Source organism: Flavobacterium daejeonense DSM 17708 (assembly GCF_000425425.1).
Classification (GTDB): domain Bacteria; phylum Bacteroidota; class Bacteroidia; order Flavobacteriales; family Flavobacteriaceae; genus Flavobacterium; species Flavobacterium daejeonense.
In genome coordinates this window covers 13,462-29,400 of the sequence record NZ_AUDK01000030.1, presented here as the reverse complement: position 1 = coordinate 29,400, position 15,939 = coordinate 13,462, and the positions used below count along the sequence as shown (strand labels likewise).

At 35.0% G+C, this 15,939-nt stretch carries 15 protein-coding genes and 1 other RNA gene; 8 read left to right on the top strand and 8 right to left on the bottom strand.

Translation table 11 applies throughout. The features are described 5' to 3' along the window. Positions 1–33: 33 nt before the first annotated feature. From H599_RS0116350 to prfB, 4 genes are all read right to left on the bottom strand, one after another. Complete coding sequence (locus H599_RS0116350) at positions 34–501, bottom strand: hypothetical protein (protein ID WP_026715113.1); 468 nt, start codon at positions 499–501, stop codon at positions 34–36. A 30-nt stretch (positions 502–531) separates the two neighbouring features. Next, positions 532–1,899, bottom strand: coding sequence for a TlpA family protein disulfide reductase (locus H599_RS20430; RefSeq protein ID WP_051590781.1), 1,368 nt, complete (start codon positions 1,897–1,899; stop codon positions 532–534). 97 nt (positions 1,900–1,996) lie between these two features. Beyond that, a complete protein-coding gene (locus tag H599_RS0116340; RefSeq protein WP_026715112.1) occupies positions 1,997–2,566 on the bottom strand; it encodes a pentapeptide repeat-containing protein in 570 nt (189 codons plus the stop codon). Between the two features lie 121 nt (positions 2,567–2,687). Next, positions 2,688–3,786 (bottom strand): peptide chain release factor 2 gene (prfB, locus tag H599_RS0116335; protein ID WP_155960807.1). Its coding sequence is split into 2 segments (ribosomal slippage): positions 2,688–3,722 and positions 3,724–3,786, totalling 1,098 coding nucleotides; the frame shifts between segments, so codons are not numbered across the junction. Positions 3,787–3,867: 81 nt separating this feature from the next. On the opposite strand from prfB, the gene H599_RS0116330 reads away from it, so the two are divergent. After that, on the top strand, positions 3,868–4,887 hold the full coding sequence (locus tag H599_RS0116330) for a threonine aldolase family protein (RefSeq protein WP_026715110.1): 1,020 nt from the start codon (positions 3,868–3,870) through the stop codon (positions 4,885–4,887). 79 nt (positions 4,888–4,966) lie between these two features. Here the strand turns inward: H599_RS0116330 and H599_RS0116325 are convergent, their stop codons facing one another. After that, positions 4,967–5,287, bottom strand: coding sequence for a YbaB/EbfC family nucleoid-associated protein (locus tag H599_RS0116325; RefSeq protein WP_026715109.1), 321 nt, complete (start codon positions 5,285–5,287; stop codon positions 4,967–4,969). A 142-nt stretch (positions 5,288–5,429) separates the two neighbouring features. Here H599_RS0116325 and H599_RS0116320 point away from each other — a divergent pair, with 142 nt between their 5' ends. Together H599_RS0116320 and H599_RS0116315 are read left to right on the top strand one after the other, a co-directional pair. After that, entirely contained in the window at positions 5,430–7,490 is a 2,061-nt protein-coding gene (locus tag H599_RS0116320; RefSeq protein WP_026715108.1) for a S9 family peptidase, read from the top strand. A 71-nt stretch (positions 7,491–7,561) separates the two neighbouring features. After that, positions 7,562–8,602 (top strand): PLP-dependent cysteine synthase family protein, encoded by a 1,041-nt coding sequence (locus H599_RS0116315; protein WP_026715107.1) that lies wholly within the window; start codon positions 7,562–7,564, stop codon positions 8,600–8,602. Between the two features lie 88 nt (positions 8,603–8,690). Here the strand turns inward: H599_RS0116315 and H599_RS0116310 are convergent, their stop codons facing one another. Beyond that, the gene (locus H599_RS0116310) at positions 8,691–9,557 is read right to left on the bottom strand and encodes an AraC family transcriptional regulator (protein WP_026715106.1); all 867 of its coding nucleotides are present in this window, start codon (positions 9,555–9,557) and stop codon (positions 8,691–8,693) included. 251 nt (positions 9,558–9,808) lie between these two features. Between H599_RS0116310 and H599_RS0116305 the strand changes: the two genes are divergently transcribed. Beyond that, a complete protein-coding gene (locus tag H599_RS0116305) occupies positions 9,809–10,573 on the top strand; it encodes an SDR family NAD(P)-dependent oxidoreductase (RefSeq protein ID WP_026715105.1) in 765 nt (254 codons plus the stop codon). 93 nt (positions 10,574–10,666) lie between these two features. Next, entirely contained in the window at positions 10,667–11,521 is an 855-nt protein-coding gene (locus H599_RS0116300) for a fumarylacetoacetate hydrolase family protein (protein WP_026715104.1), read from the top strand. A 95-nt stretch (positions 11,522–11,616) separates the two neighbouring features. Here the strand turns inward: H599_RS0116300 and H599_RS0116295 are convergent, their stop codons facing one another. Beyond that, positions 11,617–12,666 (bottom strand): glutaminyl-peptide cyclotransferase, encoded by a 1,050-nt coding sequence (locus H599_RS0116295; protein WP_026715103.1) that lies wholly within the window; start codon positions 12,664–12,666, stop codon positions 11,617–11,619. Positions 12,667–12,754: 88 nt separating this feature from the next. Between H599_RS0116295 and ffs the strand changes: the two genes are divergently transcribed. The 3 genes from ffs to fsa all read left to right on the top strand — a co-directional run bounded on the left by ffs (position 12,755) and on the right by fsa (position 14,551). Further along, positions 12,755–12,852: signal recognition particle sRNA small type (gene ffs / locus H599_RS20635), an RNA gene on the top strand. A 156-nt stretch (positions 12,853–13,008) separates the two neighbouring features. After that, positions 13,009–13,812, top strand: a complete 804-nt coding sequence (locus tag H599_RS0116285) for an SDR family oxidoreductase (RefSeq protein ID WP_026715102.1) — start codon at positions 13,009–13,011, stop codon at positions 13,810–13,812. A gap of 82 nt (positions 13,813–13,894) precedes the next feature. Further along, the gene (gene fsa / locus H599_RS0116280) at positions 13,895–14,551 is read left to right on the top strand and encodes a fructose-6-phosphate aldolase (protein WP_026715101.1); all 657 of its coding nucleotides are present in this window, start codon (positions 13,895–13,897) and stop codon (positions 14,549–14,551) included. A gap of 72 nt (positions 14,552–14,623) precedes the next feature. Here the strand turns inward: fsa and fahA are convergent, their stop codons facing one another. Next, positions 14,624–15,907: a fumarylacetoacetase gene (gene fahA, locus H599_RS0116275; protein ID WP_026715100.1), complete on the bottom strand. Its 1,284-nt coding sequence runs from the start codon at positions 15,905–15,907 to the stop codon at positions 14,624–14,626. Positions 15,908–15,939 lie beyond the last annotated feature (32 nt).

The following is a 15,939-nucleotide window of genomic DNA, read 5'->3' as shown; positions in this document are numbered from 1 at the left end:
TGATAGAATACAAGTTTTAAGTTATTTAAGGGATTATTTTTTCACTTTTGCTTTCAAACCAACAGGGATTTTCAAATCACCGGTATCATACATATTGATATAAATGTCTAATGTATCTTTGCTGCCAATTTCAGTTACTCGGTATCTGTCAAGCAATCCCACGTTGTTGATATAACCATTAGGGGTTTTAAAAGCACAACAACTTCCGGCTCTGAAATAAGTCATTTTTTTATTTCCAGGCCCAAATAAGGCATTTAGAAACCTTCTTTCGTTGACAGGTCCTTCATTGGTTTTTACACCACCTACTTTTATAGGATTGGATTTGTCGAAGCCATAGGTTTTATCATCGCTTTGTTCGGTTAGTAAGTAAGTGTTGTTATCCAGAAGTTCTACTGCTTTGGTTCGGGTATCACCGGTACCTTTATCTTCGTTGCCATTTAAATTTTTCTTAGTAGTACAAGCAAATACAATAAATACAAGTGGAAGAAGTAGTTTTTTCATGGTTAGAAGTTTGGTTTGTTGGTTATTAAACTATTTTTTCTCTAATTTCAAAAACTCTAATTTGTTGTTTAAATCATCACCTCTCAAATCAGTTGCGATAATTTTTCCGTTTGGATCAATTAAATAAGAGGTTGGGTAAGAAATGATTTGATAACCTTTACTGATTGTTTTTGGATGTTTTTCATCAATAGTTGGCCAAGTTACATTTTGATCAATAATGAATTTATTAATGTCAATTTTTCCTCTTACATCGGCAATTCCTATAATTTCAAGATCTTTATGACTGAATTTATCATAAACCTCTTTTATTTTTGGGAACTCTTTTATACAAGGGGGACACGAAGTACTCCAAAAATCAAGAAAAACATATTTTCCTCTGTATTTTTTTAAAGATATTTCGGTGTTGTTAAGGGCATTTACACCGCTAATATTAGGAGCAATCATATCAACTTGGTTGGCTGTTGGCATTGTTTTATTGTCCTGTTCATTTGGACTTATAGTTAATTTTATTTTACTTAAATTTTGTGTTAATGGAGTATATTGGATATAATTATCATCTATTTTTAAGTATTGATTAGGTTTGATTTCGTGTTTTCTATCAATTCTGTCAAAATAAGGTTGGTCTTTTACAAGGAAAATTGATTGATTTCTATTGAAAGATTCAGAAATGATTAAGTAGGAATCATTTCCTAATTGTACTTTTCCATATTTAAATTGAGGAAATTTAAACATTAAAGCTAAATCTTTATCAGAAAGACTTTTTTCAACAGTAATGAGTTGTTTGTCTTTTTTTATTGTAGTTCCATCAAAATATTCTATGTCCACCGCTAGAGCATGTTCAATGATATCATCTTGTTTGTATAATTTAGATACTAATGTGTTGGCGGCTTCATCTGAAAAGTCATCGTTATTATTAGAGTCAATTATATATACAATAGAATTGTTAGGGGTATAGCCTGCCAGAACAGATATAGTGGTTTTAACTTTTTGACCTGTTAGAAAAATCGTGTCCTTTAGATTTTTCTTATTATTGATTGCTTTTTGCATGAAAAAATCTTTACTGTAAATGCCTTGTTTGTAATTTTGATAATAAAATTGAAAATCATTCAAAATGAAAAGATACTCTTTGATGTTACTCAAAGAATCCGGAATATTTTTCATTTTTGGATAGCCTTTAAGTTCTTCTGTGCTAATCATATCTTTGGAAGCAATACCATGACCAATAATTCCGCTAGGCCCAACTCCTTGTACAGCTTTATCCAGAACTACAGTTAACGAAGTGGTTGGTTGATCAATTTGTATGTTTTTTTTAATGATATCTGTATTGTTTTTTATGTCCTGTGAATAATTATGAGCAGGTATTAAATTAAGTAGGAAGAATAAGGTTGCTTTTTTCATTTCAAAATATTTGATTTTATTTCAAATATATTAAAATTATTCTTACTTAATACTTGGTGAAAATAAAAATTCTTACAAATAAATTGTTCTTGAAATTTTATTCCACAACAATACCATGTTTGTCTAGTAAACCTTTTACGTCTTCGAGAGCGAATTTTGCCTTTTTGAGTTTGGTTTTTTCAGGGTCGATGGTGTAGTTGCGGCTGGTTGAGAAATCAACTTTGGAAGCATTGGCTTTTTCAAATTCAGCGCGGTACAAATCGCAGTTGTGGAATTTTGCAGCGGTTAAATCGACAGCCATGAAATCGACAGCTATCAGACTGGAATTATTGAAAGTGATGCCTTTCAATTTTAAGGCGTAAAATTTGGAAAAATCCAAGGTACATTGGTCAAAGTGCATTTCGAAAATGAGTTTGTCACTCATAGCAAAATTGACTTCCTGGATTTGGCAATTATTGAAATAGACCGTTCGAAAAGCCGTATGGTTGGTTTTGGTCTGATTTAAAATGCAGTTGTTGAATTGGCAATCCATAAAAGTAACACCTATCATATTGCAATCGGAAAAATTACAATTGCTAAAAGTGCAGGATTCAAATTCTTTGAGATTGAGAGCTTCCTGACCGTAGCGGATATTGTGGTAATGTTGGTCAAAGAAATACTCGGGCATTTTTGTGAGTTGTGGGTTAAGATTTATGGGTTGCGAGAGGAGAATTTAGTAGCAGAATACATGTTTTTAAAATCTGCATTCTGCTACTGCCTTCTGTAATCTGATCACTGACCACTGAAAACTATTCCTCTTCCTTCTGTCCCATCATCATCAGATAGGCTTTCAGGAATTCGTCAATTTCACCGTTCATTACGCTGTCTACGTTACTGGTTTCGTAACCGGTGCGCACGTCTTTGACTAATTTATAAGGTTGCATCACGTAATTGCGAATTTGTGAACCCCATTCGATTTTCATTTTTCCGGCTTCAATATCGGCGCGTTGTGCCTGTTTCTTCTTCAGTTCGATTTCGTACAACTGCGAGCGAAGCATTTGCATGGCACGCTGTCTGTTGTCCTGCTGCGAACGAGTCTCGGAACACTGAATCTGGATTCCGGTAGGTTTGTGATACAGCTGTACTTTAGTCTCTACCTTGTTCACGTTTTGTCCTCCGGCACCACTGGAACGGGAAGTAGTAATTTCGATATCGGCAGGGTTAATATCAATTTCGATACTATCATCAACCAATGGATAAACATAAACAGAAGCAAACGATGTATGACGCTTGGCATTACTGTCAAAAGGAGAAATACGCACCAAACGATGCACACCGTTTTCGCCTTTGAGGTAACCAAATGAATAATCGCCTTCAAACTCCAATGTTACGGTTTTAATTCCGGCAACATCGCCTTCCTGATAATTCAGTTCTTTGATTTTGAAACCGTATTTTTCGCCCCACATCATGTACATACGCATCAGCATCGAGGCCCAGTCGCAACTTTCGGTTCCGCCGGCTCCGGCTGTAATTTGCAAAACAGCACTTAAACTGTCTCCTTCATCCGAAAGCATGTTTTTGAATTCAATAGCCTCAATATGTTTTTCGGTAATTGCATATTGTTCGTCCAGTTCTTCGGCAGAAAGTTCACCTTCTTTGTAAAAGTCGTAAGCTAGTTGTAATTCTTCAGTCAAAGCCACCGCTTTGTCATAATCTTCAATCCACTTTTTTTTGTTTCGGAGATTTTTTACAATAAGTTCGGCTTCTTTGGCGTTGTTCCAAAAATCCGGAGCAAAGGTTTTCTCTTCTTCGTTGGCTATTTCGATAAGTTTGGCATCGACGTCAAAGATACCTCCTCAACGCACCAAGGCGTTCTACAATACCTTTAATTTGTTCGGTAGTTGTCATAAATTATGTAATTTTGTCGCACAAAAATAGAAAAAAAATCACGTAGGGACTACAAGAGAGTCTGTTTAAAAAAATATAAGAATGCAAATAAATTTAGTCAGTGATACGGTTACCAAACCGTCCTACGAAATGTTACAATATATGTTCAGTGCTGAGGTGGGCGATGATGTATATAAGGAAGACCCCACAGTGAATGAACTCGAAGACCGGGTGGCGGCTGTTTTCGGAATGGAAGCCGGTTTGTTTTTTCCTTCGGGAACAATGGCTAATCAAACCGCGATTAAATTACATACCCAACCCGGTGAACAGTTAATTGCCGATAAATATGCTCATGTTTATCATTTTGAAGCCGGTGGTGTTTCTTTCAATAGTGGTGTTAGTTGTTGTTTATTGGATGGAAACCGAGGCATGATTTCGGCTAATCAGATTGCTTCAGCTATTAATAATCCCGATTTTTTTCATAGTCCGCTGACTTCTTTGGTTTGTTTGGAAAATACAACCAATATGGGTGGAGGTGCCTGTTATGAAATGGAAGAGTTGGAAAAAATTAAGAAAGTTTGCGAAGCGAATAATTTGAAATTGCATTTGGACGGAGCCAGAATTTGGAATGCTTTGGTAGCCAAAAGACAGAACCCTAAAGACTTCGGACGCATTTTTGATACTATTTCGGTTTGTTTTTCCAAAGGTTTGGGAGCGCCGGTAGGTTCTGTTTTATTAGGTGATAAACAAACTATGAAGCGTGCTTTGCGTATTCGGAAAGTTTTAGGCGGAGCTATGCGTCAATCGGGTTATTTGGCAGCCGGAGCATTGTATGCTTTGGAAAACAATATCAAATTATTGACGGAAGATCACAGGCGTGCTAAAGAATTAGCCAATGTTTTGAAGAAAAAATCATGGGTGGAATCCATCGAACCCGTTGAAACGAATATTTTGATTTTTACACTTGCACCTGAATATTCCGAAGAAGCATTTGTTGAAAAATTAAAACAGAAAAATATTTCTATCAGTGCAATCGGCAATCGAAAATTACGCATCGTAACGCACTTGGATTACCGTGAAGTAATGCATACTTATGTGATTGAGATCTTGTCGAAGATGTAATTTGAGTTATGAGTTGTGAGTTATGGGTTATTAAGTTGCAAAAAACTCATAACCCATAACTCACAACTCATAACTTTTTTTACTTAAAAAGATTATCCATTCCCGGAATCATCGGCATATCCATTTTTGCCACGGCATCCAGTTCGGCTTCGTTTATTTTAGTAGCTTTTTCAATGGCTTTGTTCAGTACTAAAATCATATAATCTTCCAGTTGTTCTTTATCTTCCAATAATTCGTCAGCAATGGAGATGGATTTTATGGTTCTGTTGGCAGTAATGGTTACTTTCAATAAGCCATCAGTGCTTTGTTCGTCAACAAGAACGGTATCCATACGTTTTTTAGTAGCTTCAATTTTGTTTTGGGTTTCTTTCAGTTTACCCATCATTCCCATTAAATCCATTTTTATTTTTTTTAAAATTAGTTGACGAAATTACTATTTTTACGGGGATAACAATGTTAAAATTGATGAAAAAGCTGCTAGTATTCGAAATGGTTTCGCCTATTTTTGTGCCAGCTTTTAGAAAAATCTGAAGAATTACTAGATGATAGAAAAATTACAACCGCCTGTTGCTAAAATAATCCCTGCCGAATTAGAAAAGTTTGGAGATCTTCGAATTGATAATTATTATTGGTTAAACGACCGTGAAAATCCTGAAGTGATTGATTATCTGAATCAGGAAAATGAATATTATCAAAAAATGACGGCTCATACGCAGGAATTTCAAAAGGAATTGTACGAGGAAATGAAAGCGAGGATTAAGGAAGACGATGAGTCGGTTCCGTATTTGTATAATGGCTATTATTATATCACCCGCTATGAAACGGGGAAAAATTACCCAATTTATTCCCGAAAAAAAGAAAGTCTTTCAGCTCCTGAAGAAATCCTGTTTGATTGTAATGTATTAGCCGAAGGTCAGGCCTATTTTAAACTGGGAAGTATGAGTATCAGTCCGGACAATAAGCTGGCTATTTTTAGCACGGATATTATCGGAAGACGGATTTATACTATTCAGGTAAAGAATTTGGAAACCAATGAGATTTTGGAAGACAAAATTGAGAAAGTAACCGGTTCGGCAGTTTGGGCTAATGACAATAAGACGATTTTTTATTCGAAACAGGATGAACAAACCTTGCGTTCGGATTCTGTTTTCAAACATAAATTAGGAACTCCTCAGGAAGCCGATGAATTGGTTTATTTTGAAAAAGATGACACTTTTAATGTGGATATTTCCAAGTCAAAATCCCGAAAATATCTGGCTATTGAATCGGGAAGTACTTTGACATCGGAGTTTCGTATTTTAAATGCGGATAATCCGGATGGGAAATTTAAAATTTTTCAGAAGCGAAAAAGAGGAGTAGAGTACAGTCTTAATCATTATGAGGATAGTTTTTATATTTTAACCAATAAAGATGAGGCGGATAATTTTAAGTTGATGAAAACACCTGAAAATGCTACTTCGGCTGAAAATTGGGTGGAAATTATCGGGCATCGTGAAGATGTTTTATTGGAAGATATTGAAATATTTGCTAATTATTTAGTGTTGGAAGAACGTACCGGAGGATTGAATAAAATTAGAATTAGGTCCTGGGACGGAAAAGAAGAGTATTATTTGCCTTTTGGCAGCGAAACTTATACGGCTTTTACTTCGACTAATGTGGATTTTGAAACTGAAATTTTGCGTTACAGTTATCAGTCGTTAGCAACGCCTTCTTCGATAATTGATTTCAATATGCGTACGAAAGAAAAGGAAATCAAGAAGGAACAGGAAGTTTTAGGAGGTGCATTTGATAAAAATAATTACAAAGAAGAACGACTTTGGGCGACAGCCAAAGACGGAACCAAAGTTCCGATTTCGATGGTCTATCGTAAAGAAGTGGAGAAAAATGGTCAAAATCCATTGTTGTTGTATGCTTATGGTTCGTACGGACATTCGATGGATGCTTATTTTTCTTCAACACGTCTTTCGTTATTAGACCGAGGTTTTATTTATGCCATCGCTCATATTCGCGGAGGCGAAGATTTAGGAAGGCATTGGTATGAGGATGGAAAATTATTGCACAAGAAAAATACCTTCACTGATTTTATTGATTGTTCCAAATTTTTAATTGAGTGCAACTATACCTCGCCGGAACATTTGTATGCTGAGGGTGGTTCGGCAGGTGGATTGTTGATGGGAGTAATTATTAATGAAGCCCCTGAATTGTATAATGGGGTGATTGCTCAGGTGCCTTTTGTGGATGTAATGACGACAATGCTGGATGAAAGTATTCCTTTGACAACAGGAGAATACGATGAATGGGGAAATCCAAATGTGAAAAAATATTATCAATACATGCGATCGTATTCGCCTTACGATAATATCAAAAAGCAACAGTATCCCAATATGTATGTTTCAACAGGTTTGCATGATTCTCAGGTACAGTATTGGGAGCCGGCCAAATGGGTTGCGAAGTTAAGAATGTATAAAAATGATGCTACTGTTTTGTATTTAGATACGAACATGGATGCCGGACATGGCGGGGCTTCGGGAAGGTTTGAAGCACTGAAGGAATTAGCAAAAGAATTTAGTTTTTTACTAGATTTAGAAAAAATTAAAAAGTAATTAGTTTTTTTTTGTTAAATTTGCGGCGTATCCAGGTTAAATAAAACTTAATCTTGATTAACTATTTTTTTATGAAAGAAGAAATAAATGCTTATAATAATGTTTTAGAACTGATAGGAAATACCCCTCTTATCAAGATAAACAAAGTCACTGAAAATATAGAAGGTAATTTCTATGCTAAGGTAGAGGCGTTTAATCCGGGACATTCCTCAAAAGACAGGATTGCTTTGTACATTATTGAAGAAGCAGAAAAAAAAGGTATATTATCTCCTGGCGATACTATAATTGAAACTACTTCTGGAAATACCGGCTTTAGTTTGGCTATGGTAAGCATTATAAAAGGCTATAATTGCATTTTGGCAGTAAGTTCTAAATCATCAAAAGATAAAATTGATATGCTTCGCAGTATGGGAGCAAAAGTGTATGTGTGTCCTGCGCATGTTTCTGCTGATGATGAGCGTTCTTATTACAGTGTAGCAAAAAGATTGCATGAAGAAACAAAAGGATCGGTTTATATTAACCAGTATTTTAATGAGTTGAATATCGATGCACATTACAATACAACAGGACCGGAAATTTGGAAACAAACTAATGGTAAAATCACGCATCTTGTAGCCTGTAGCGGAACAGGAGGTACCATTTCCGGAACAGCTAAATATTTGAAAGAACAAAATCCAAATATTAAAATTTTAGGAGTTGATGCTTTTGGTTCTGTATTGAAAAAATACCACGAAACCAGAGAGTTTGATACCGAAGAAATTTATCCTTACAGAATTGAAGGTTTAGGGAAAAACTTAATCCCATCTGCAACTGACTTTGATGTAATTGACAAATTTATGAAAGTTACTGACGAGGAAAGTGCGCATTCTGCCAGAGAAATTACCCGAAAAGAAGGTTTGTTTGTGGGTTATACTTCAGGAGCAGTTTTACAGGCTATTAAGCAATATGCAGAAGATGGGGAGTTTGATGCTAACAGTAATGTAATTGCTATTTTTCCGGATCACGGTTCCCGCTATATGAGTAAAGTTTTTAGTGATGACTGGATGAATGAGCAGGGATTCTTTGATAGTATTAATGAAGAAGACGTTCAGAAAATTGAATTGATTAAATAAAATTTCAATTTCAGATTATAAATAAAAACTCCGAAGTGATTCGGAGTTTTTTTTATGCAATTTATTGAGGATTTTAACCGGTTTTTGATTATTCGGCAATTTTGTTTTTGTATCCTTTAGGAGTGTTTCCTGTGTTTTTTTTGAATAATTTATTAAAGTTGGAAACCGTTTTATAGCCACAATTATATGCTATTTCCGAGATGCTCATATCGGTTTCGATAAGTTGTTTGCAGGCGTTTGAAATGCGTATTTCGTTGAGGTATTCAATAAAATTCTTTTTGGTTTTTGATTTAAACATTCGGCAAAAAGAAGTAGGGGTGAGGTTGGCAATTTGTGCCACCTCGTCTAATGAAATTTCTTTTTTATAGTTTTCTTTGATGTATTGGTAAACATCGGTCAGACGGTCTTTTTTATATGAATCAAGGTTTGTTGTGTAGCTTTCGGTATTGATAAAATTGACATCGCTGGTTTCGGATAAAATTGACAATATTTCAAAAAGCCCCAAAATAACTTCAAAGTTTTGTTTTTCAACTAATTGTTCTAGTTTTTTAGCGATTAGTTTGTTGGTTTTTCCCGTAATGGCTAATCCTTTTTTAGCATTTTCAAAAAGACTGTTAATTTTTTTTGCCTCTTTTAATTCGTAAAATGCAGTGCCAAAAATATCTTTGTTGAAATAAACAACAATCGCTTTTGCTTTTAATTTGTTGATATTTTGATAGTAAATTTCATCATTCAGCCAAACATGCGGAATGTCTGAACCCAGAAAAACCATGTCTCCTGATTCGAAATTAGTAACAGAATTACCAATAATTCGTTTTCCAAAACTTTCTTTTACATACACCAGTTCCAGTTCGGGGTGGGAATGAAAAGGAGCCTGAAAGAAAGGTTCTTCCCGGAAGAGTACAGAAATGGGACTATTGAGATAAGGCGATATTTTCGTTTTTTCAAGTTTCATAGGCGGTCAAAGATAAATAATAATTAGATAAGGATAAAATTGAATTACTTTGTATTTGGCTTGAGTAGTATTTTTATTTTCTTGATTTACGACAATTTGTTAAAAATCAATTAGTTGGTTTTTAGTGTTTTAGTTTGTTTTGGTTTGAAAAAAATTAAAACAATATTATCTCTTGAATACGAGTTGTTTATTCATAAATTTGTTGTTCTTAAAGATTATAATCATTTTTAATAATTTAATACTACATTAAAATGTTCTCATTAAAAGATAAAAAAGCAATTATCACCGGAGGCGGAAGCGGTATAGGAAAGGCAATTTCAGTTTTATTTGCAAAGCAGGGAGCTGAGGTTCATATTTTAGAATTAACTGCTGAAAGTGCTCAAAGTACTGTTGACGAAATTACGGCTCAGGGCGGAAAAGTGTTTGCTCATGCCTGTAATGTGGCGCAGCATGATGAGGTGGTGGCAACTTTTGAGAAAATAGGAAATATTCATGTTTTGGTTAATAATGCCGGAATAGCACATGTAGGCAAGGTAGATACTACTTCGGAAACTGATTTTGACCGAATTATGGCGGTGAATGTAAAAGGAGTTTACAACTGTTTGTTTGCTTCTATTCCGCAATTTCGTAAGTCGGGTGGAGGTGCTATCGTAAACCTGGCTTCGATTGCTTCATGGGTTGGAATTCCGGATCGTTTTGCTTATTCAACGGCAAAAGGAGCGGTGATGTCAATGACTTTATCTGTTGCAAAAGATTATATCAACGAGAATATTCGTTGTAATTCTATTTCGCCGGCTCGTGTTCATACGCCTTTTGTAGATGGATTTATAGCTAAAAATTATCCGGGCAATGAGGCTGAAATTTTTGATAAATTATCTAAATCACAGCCAATAGGCAGAATGGGTAAACCGGAAGAAATTGCTACTTTGGCTTTGTTTTTAGCCAGTGATGAAGCCGGATTTATAACCGGTTCTGATTATCCGATTGACGGAGGATTTATAAAATTGAATAATTAAAAAAAAGATACTAAGGTTCTTAGTTGCTAAGTTTTTTTTTAGACTTAACAACTCCCAACCTTAGCTACATAGTAACTTTAAAAAATAAAAAAAATGAAATTAATACGTTTTGGAGCCGAAGGCAGTGAAAAACCGGGGATTTTAATTGGAGAAAAGAGATACGATGTTTCTTCGGTTGTAGCTGATTATAATGAGTCTTTTTTTGAAAATGACGGATTAGCAAAATTAAAAGCTGCCATTGAGAGTGGAACTTCTTTTCCGGAAGTAGCTGATGATGTTCGTTTAGGTTCTCCGGTTGCCCGACCTTCAAAAATTATTTGTATTGGTTTGAACTATGTCGATCATTGTCATGAAACTAATGCGCCAATCCCAACAGAACCTATCATTTTCTTTAAATCAACGACTTCTTTATGCGGACCAAATGATAATTTGGTGATTCCAAAGGGAAGTGAAAAAACCGACTGGGAAGTGGAATTGGCTTTTGTAGTAGGTAAAAAAGCGAGTTATGTGGAAGAAGCAGAAGCTTTAGATTATGTTGCCGGATATGCCTTGTTAAACGATTACAGCGAAAGAGCGTTCCAGATTGAAATGGGTGGTCAATGGGCTAAAGGGAAAGGATGTGATACATTTGCACCTCTAGGACCGGTTTTAGCTACTCAGGATGAAATTGCTGATGTAAATAATTTAGGAATGTGGCTGACAGTGAACGGTAAAACTTTCCAAAACAGTAACACCTCTAATTTAGTATTTAAAATTCCATTTTTAGTACATTATTTAAGTCAGTTTATGACATTACTTCCTGGTGATATTATCAGTACAGGAACACCTCCGGGAGTAGGTTTAGGAATTAAACCGGATCCTGTTTATGTAAAAGCAGGTGATGTAATTGAATTAGGTATCGAAGGATTAGGTTCCAGCAAACAATTAGCTGTTGCTTATTCTAAATAGTAATTCATTTTTGATAAAATTAAAAAGGAGCGCAAAAATCGAATGATTTTGCGCTCCTTTTTTAGTTTGTAAATTAATTTTTCGAAAGAAACCGGTTATTCCGAAACGGTGATTTCAAACATTTTGTCCCAGTTTTTACCGGTTACAAAAATGGTTTTAGTCTTAGGATTGTAAGCAATTCCGTTTAATACATCATCCGGAGTTGCATTGATTAATTTACGTAATCCTGATAAATCTATAATTGCTTCAACCGCACCAGTAGAAGGATTAATTACAGCAATAGCATCTTTTTGCCAAACATTTGCATAAAATTTGCCATCGATTAATTCCAATTCATTAACTGATTTGATTTTTGAACTTCCTGAATATACATTGATGTAGTCAATCATTTTTTGTGTTTCAGGATCCATTTTCCAGATTTTCTCTGTTCCGTCTGATTGGTAAATGTATTTATCGTCATGCGTCATTCCCCAACCTTCAATTTCTTTAGTGTAAGTAAAGGTTTTTTCCAGTTTTAAAGTGTTGGCATTATAGATAAAACCGGTTTTTTCCTGCCAGGTTAATTGAAATAACTTTCCGTTGATAAAAGTAATTCCTTCACCAAAATATTTAGAATCTAAATCAATTTGTTTAAATATTTTACCTGTTTTATAGTCGTATTTTCTAAAATAAGAATTGGCTTTTTGTCCTGTACTTTCATACAAGGTGTCTTTGTAAAATTCTAATCCTTCAGTAAAAGAATTTACATCGTGAGGATAGGTATTTACAATTTTATATTTTAATAATTTAGGTGTCACATTGGAAACCATTTCAATTCTTGCGGTAGTTTCGGCATTTTCACCTTCAAAATAAACCAGTGCCTTTAGATTTTGATAACCTAGTTTTTGATCTTTTAATGGAAAAGAAAGTTTTTCAAGACCTTTCACTGTTTTAATTTTAGTATCGTTTATATAGTAAACAATGCTATCAACTGCTTTTGATTTTGGATTTAAAATATTCAAATCAAGCGTCTCCTGAGGCTGATAATGTGCGGAAATTTTGGAAGAATCAAAATTAAATATGGTGTTTTCTCTATTTTTTGTATCTCCACAATTAGAAAGTAAAGTTCCTAATAAAATGAAAGATAATAAGTTATGTTTTTTCATCTTTTGAATTTTAATGGTTCTAATATACAATGTTATTTTAAGCTTGCAAAAGGGCTTGCAAAAATATAAAAAGATTGTATATTTGCACCGGCAAGTCCTACACGACCAGCTCCTGCAGACTCCCCCAGGATGGGAACATAGCAAGGGTACGCGGTTGAGCGGTGCGATGTAGGTCGCTTGCCATTTTTTATTTAATAATTTTTCAAAAGTAGTCTTCCTTCGGGAGGATTTTTTTATTTTTGGATTTCTCGAAAGTTAGGAGTTGGAAATTAGAAGTTAGGTTTGCACACCACAAACCAAAACTCATAACCCAAAACTCATAACTCATAACCTAAAAAAAGTATGAGTAAAGTAGTGTTGATTACCGGAGGTTCTTCAGGGATTGGAAAATCTATTGGTGAGTTTTTGCATCAAAAAGGTTTTGTGGTTTATGGAACCAGCCGAAATCCGGAAAAAGTGTTGAACTCAGTTTTTCCTTTAGTAGCTTTGGATGTTAGGAAGCCGGAAACGATACAGGCTGCTGTTGCCAAAATTATAACTACAACAGGAAAATTGGATGTAGTAATTAATAATGCTGGTGTTGGTATAACGGGACCTTTGGAAGAAATTCCAACTTCTGAAATCAAAAACAATTTTGAAACTAATTTTTTTGGTCCTATCGAAGTGATGAAAGCGGTTTTGCCTCAAATGCGCCAACAAAAATCAGGTTTAATTATTAATGTAACTTCTATTGCGGGGTATATGGGTTTGCCTTATCGAAGTGTGTATTCGGCTTCTAAAGGGGCATTAGAACTTATTTCTGAAGCTTTACGAATGGAAGTAAAGTCTTTTGGCATTCAAATTACTAATGTGGCACCGGGAGATTTTGCTACTAATATTGCTTCAGGTCGTTTTCATGCGCCTTTGATTTCCGGATCAGCTTATGAAATTCCTTATGGAAATACCTTAAAAACGATGGATGAACATGTGGATAGCGGAAGCGATCCGAGAGATATGGCTGTAGCAGTTTATAATATCATTGAGTCCAAAAATCCTAAGATTCATTATAAGGTGGGAGCGTTTTTGCAGAAATTTTCAATTGTTTTAAAACGTTTGTTACCAGATAAAATGTATGAAAAAATGTTGATGAATCATTATAAGTTGTAAATTTGCAAACGTTGAATTAGTTTAAGTGTAGAAGAAACACTTTATTTGCAACGGAATCTAAAAACAATTAAATATATAAATTATGAAATTTTTTATTGACACAGCTAATTTAGAGCAAATTAAAGAAGCACAATCTTTAGGTGTTTTAGATGGTGTAACTACAAATCCGTCTTTGATGGCTAAAGAAGGTATTACCGGAAAAGATAATATCTTGAAACATTATGTTGATATTTGTAATCTTGTTGACGGTGATGTAAGTGCTGAAGTGAATGCTTTGGATTTTGAAGGAATGGTAAGAGAAGGTGAGGAATTAGCTGAATTACACGAGCAAATCGTAGTAAAATTGCCTATGACTAAAGCAGGTGTTCAGGCTGCTAAATATTTTTCTGACAAAGGAATTAAAACGAATGTAACTTTAGTATTCTCTGCCGGTCAGGCTTTATTAGCTGCTAAAGCAGGTGCTACTTATGTTTCTCCGTTCTTAGGAAGATTAGACGATGTTTCAACTGACGGTTTGAATTTGATTCAGGAAATCAGAGAGATCTATGATAACTATGGTTACGAAACTCAAATTTTAGCTGCTTCTGTACGTCACACGATGCATATTGTAAACTGTGCTAAAATTGGAGCCGATGTAATGACAGGACCTTTATCTGCAATTTCCGGTTTATTGAAACACCCATTAACAGATATTGGATTAGCTCAATTCATTGCTGATTTCGAAAAAGGAAACAAGTAATTCGTTACTTTAAATTTATAAAAAAGTCCCGTTTGAAAATCAAGCGGGACTTTTTGTTTAGGATATAGTTTTTTATTTTCTCACAAATGGAGGAAGTAATTTACAGGAAACTTCTCCAAAACCAATTCGCACCTGACTGTTTTCACAAAAACCTTTGATAATTACAGTATCGTTGTCGTTGATGTATTTGCGTTCGCTTCCATCATTCAATTTTAGGGGTTTTTCGCCTCCCCAGGTCAATTCTAACATCGAACCATAACTGTCTTTAGTTGGGCCCGAAATAGCTCCCGAACCCATCATGTCTCCCGAATTGATTCGGCATCCGTTAGAAGTGTGATGTGTTAATTGCTGATTCATGGTCCAATACATGTATTTGAAATTGGATTTAGAAACTATTGTTGCTTCTGTTTTTTCCGGCTGAATAGCTACTTCCAGATTGATATCAAAAGAATGCTTCCCTTTTTGTTGTAAATAAGGCAGCGGACTTGGATTTTGTTTTGGGCTGGCAATTCTAAAAGGTTCTAAAGCATCCATGGTTACAATCCACGGTGAAATAGAAGTGGCAAAATTTTTAGATAACAAAGGGCCTAAAGGCATGTATTCCCATTTTTGAATATCACGTGCGGTCCAGTCATTCAATAAAACCATTCCGAAAATATAATCTTCCGCTTCGTTTATAGGAATCATTTCTCCCATAATATTAGCGTCAGTGGTGATGAAGGCTGTTTCTAATTCGAAATCAACCGAACGCGAAGCACCAAAAACCGGAGTCGTTGCATCAGGAGGTAAAGTTTGTCCCAAAGGTCTGTGAACCGGAATTCCTGAAGGAATTATGGTTGAACTTCTTCCGTGATAGGCAATAGGCATCTGTGGCCAGTTAGGTAACAAGGCATTTTCTTCGTTGCGAATCATTTTACCAACGTTCGATGCATGAATTTTGCTGGAATAAAAATCAGTATAATCGCCTATTAAAACCGGTAATTGCATTTCTACTTCATCAATATTAAAAATAATGATGTTTTTATGGTTTTCGTTTTCACGCAACTTGGGATTGTTTTCATCAAAAATATCGGCGATACGATTACGAACCAGTCGCCAGGTTTTTTTTCCGTCGGAAATAAAGTCATTCAGCGTGTCCTGTATGAACATATCATCTGTTAAATCGATACCGGAAAAGTAGCCTAATTGCTGTAAAGCACCTAAATCAATAGCCGAATCTCCAATGCGGGTTCCCACGGTTACTACATTTTCTTTAGTAAGGAAAACACCAAAAGGAATGTTCTGGATTGGGAAATCACTGTTTTGAGGAACTTCTATCCATGATTTTCTTTTAGTATCGTTGGCTGATATTGGCATATTGTGTTAATTTTTTGTTGAAAATTATAAAT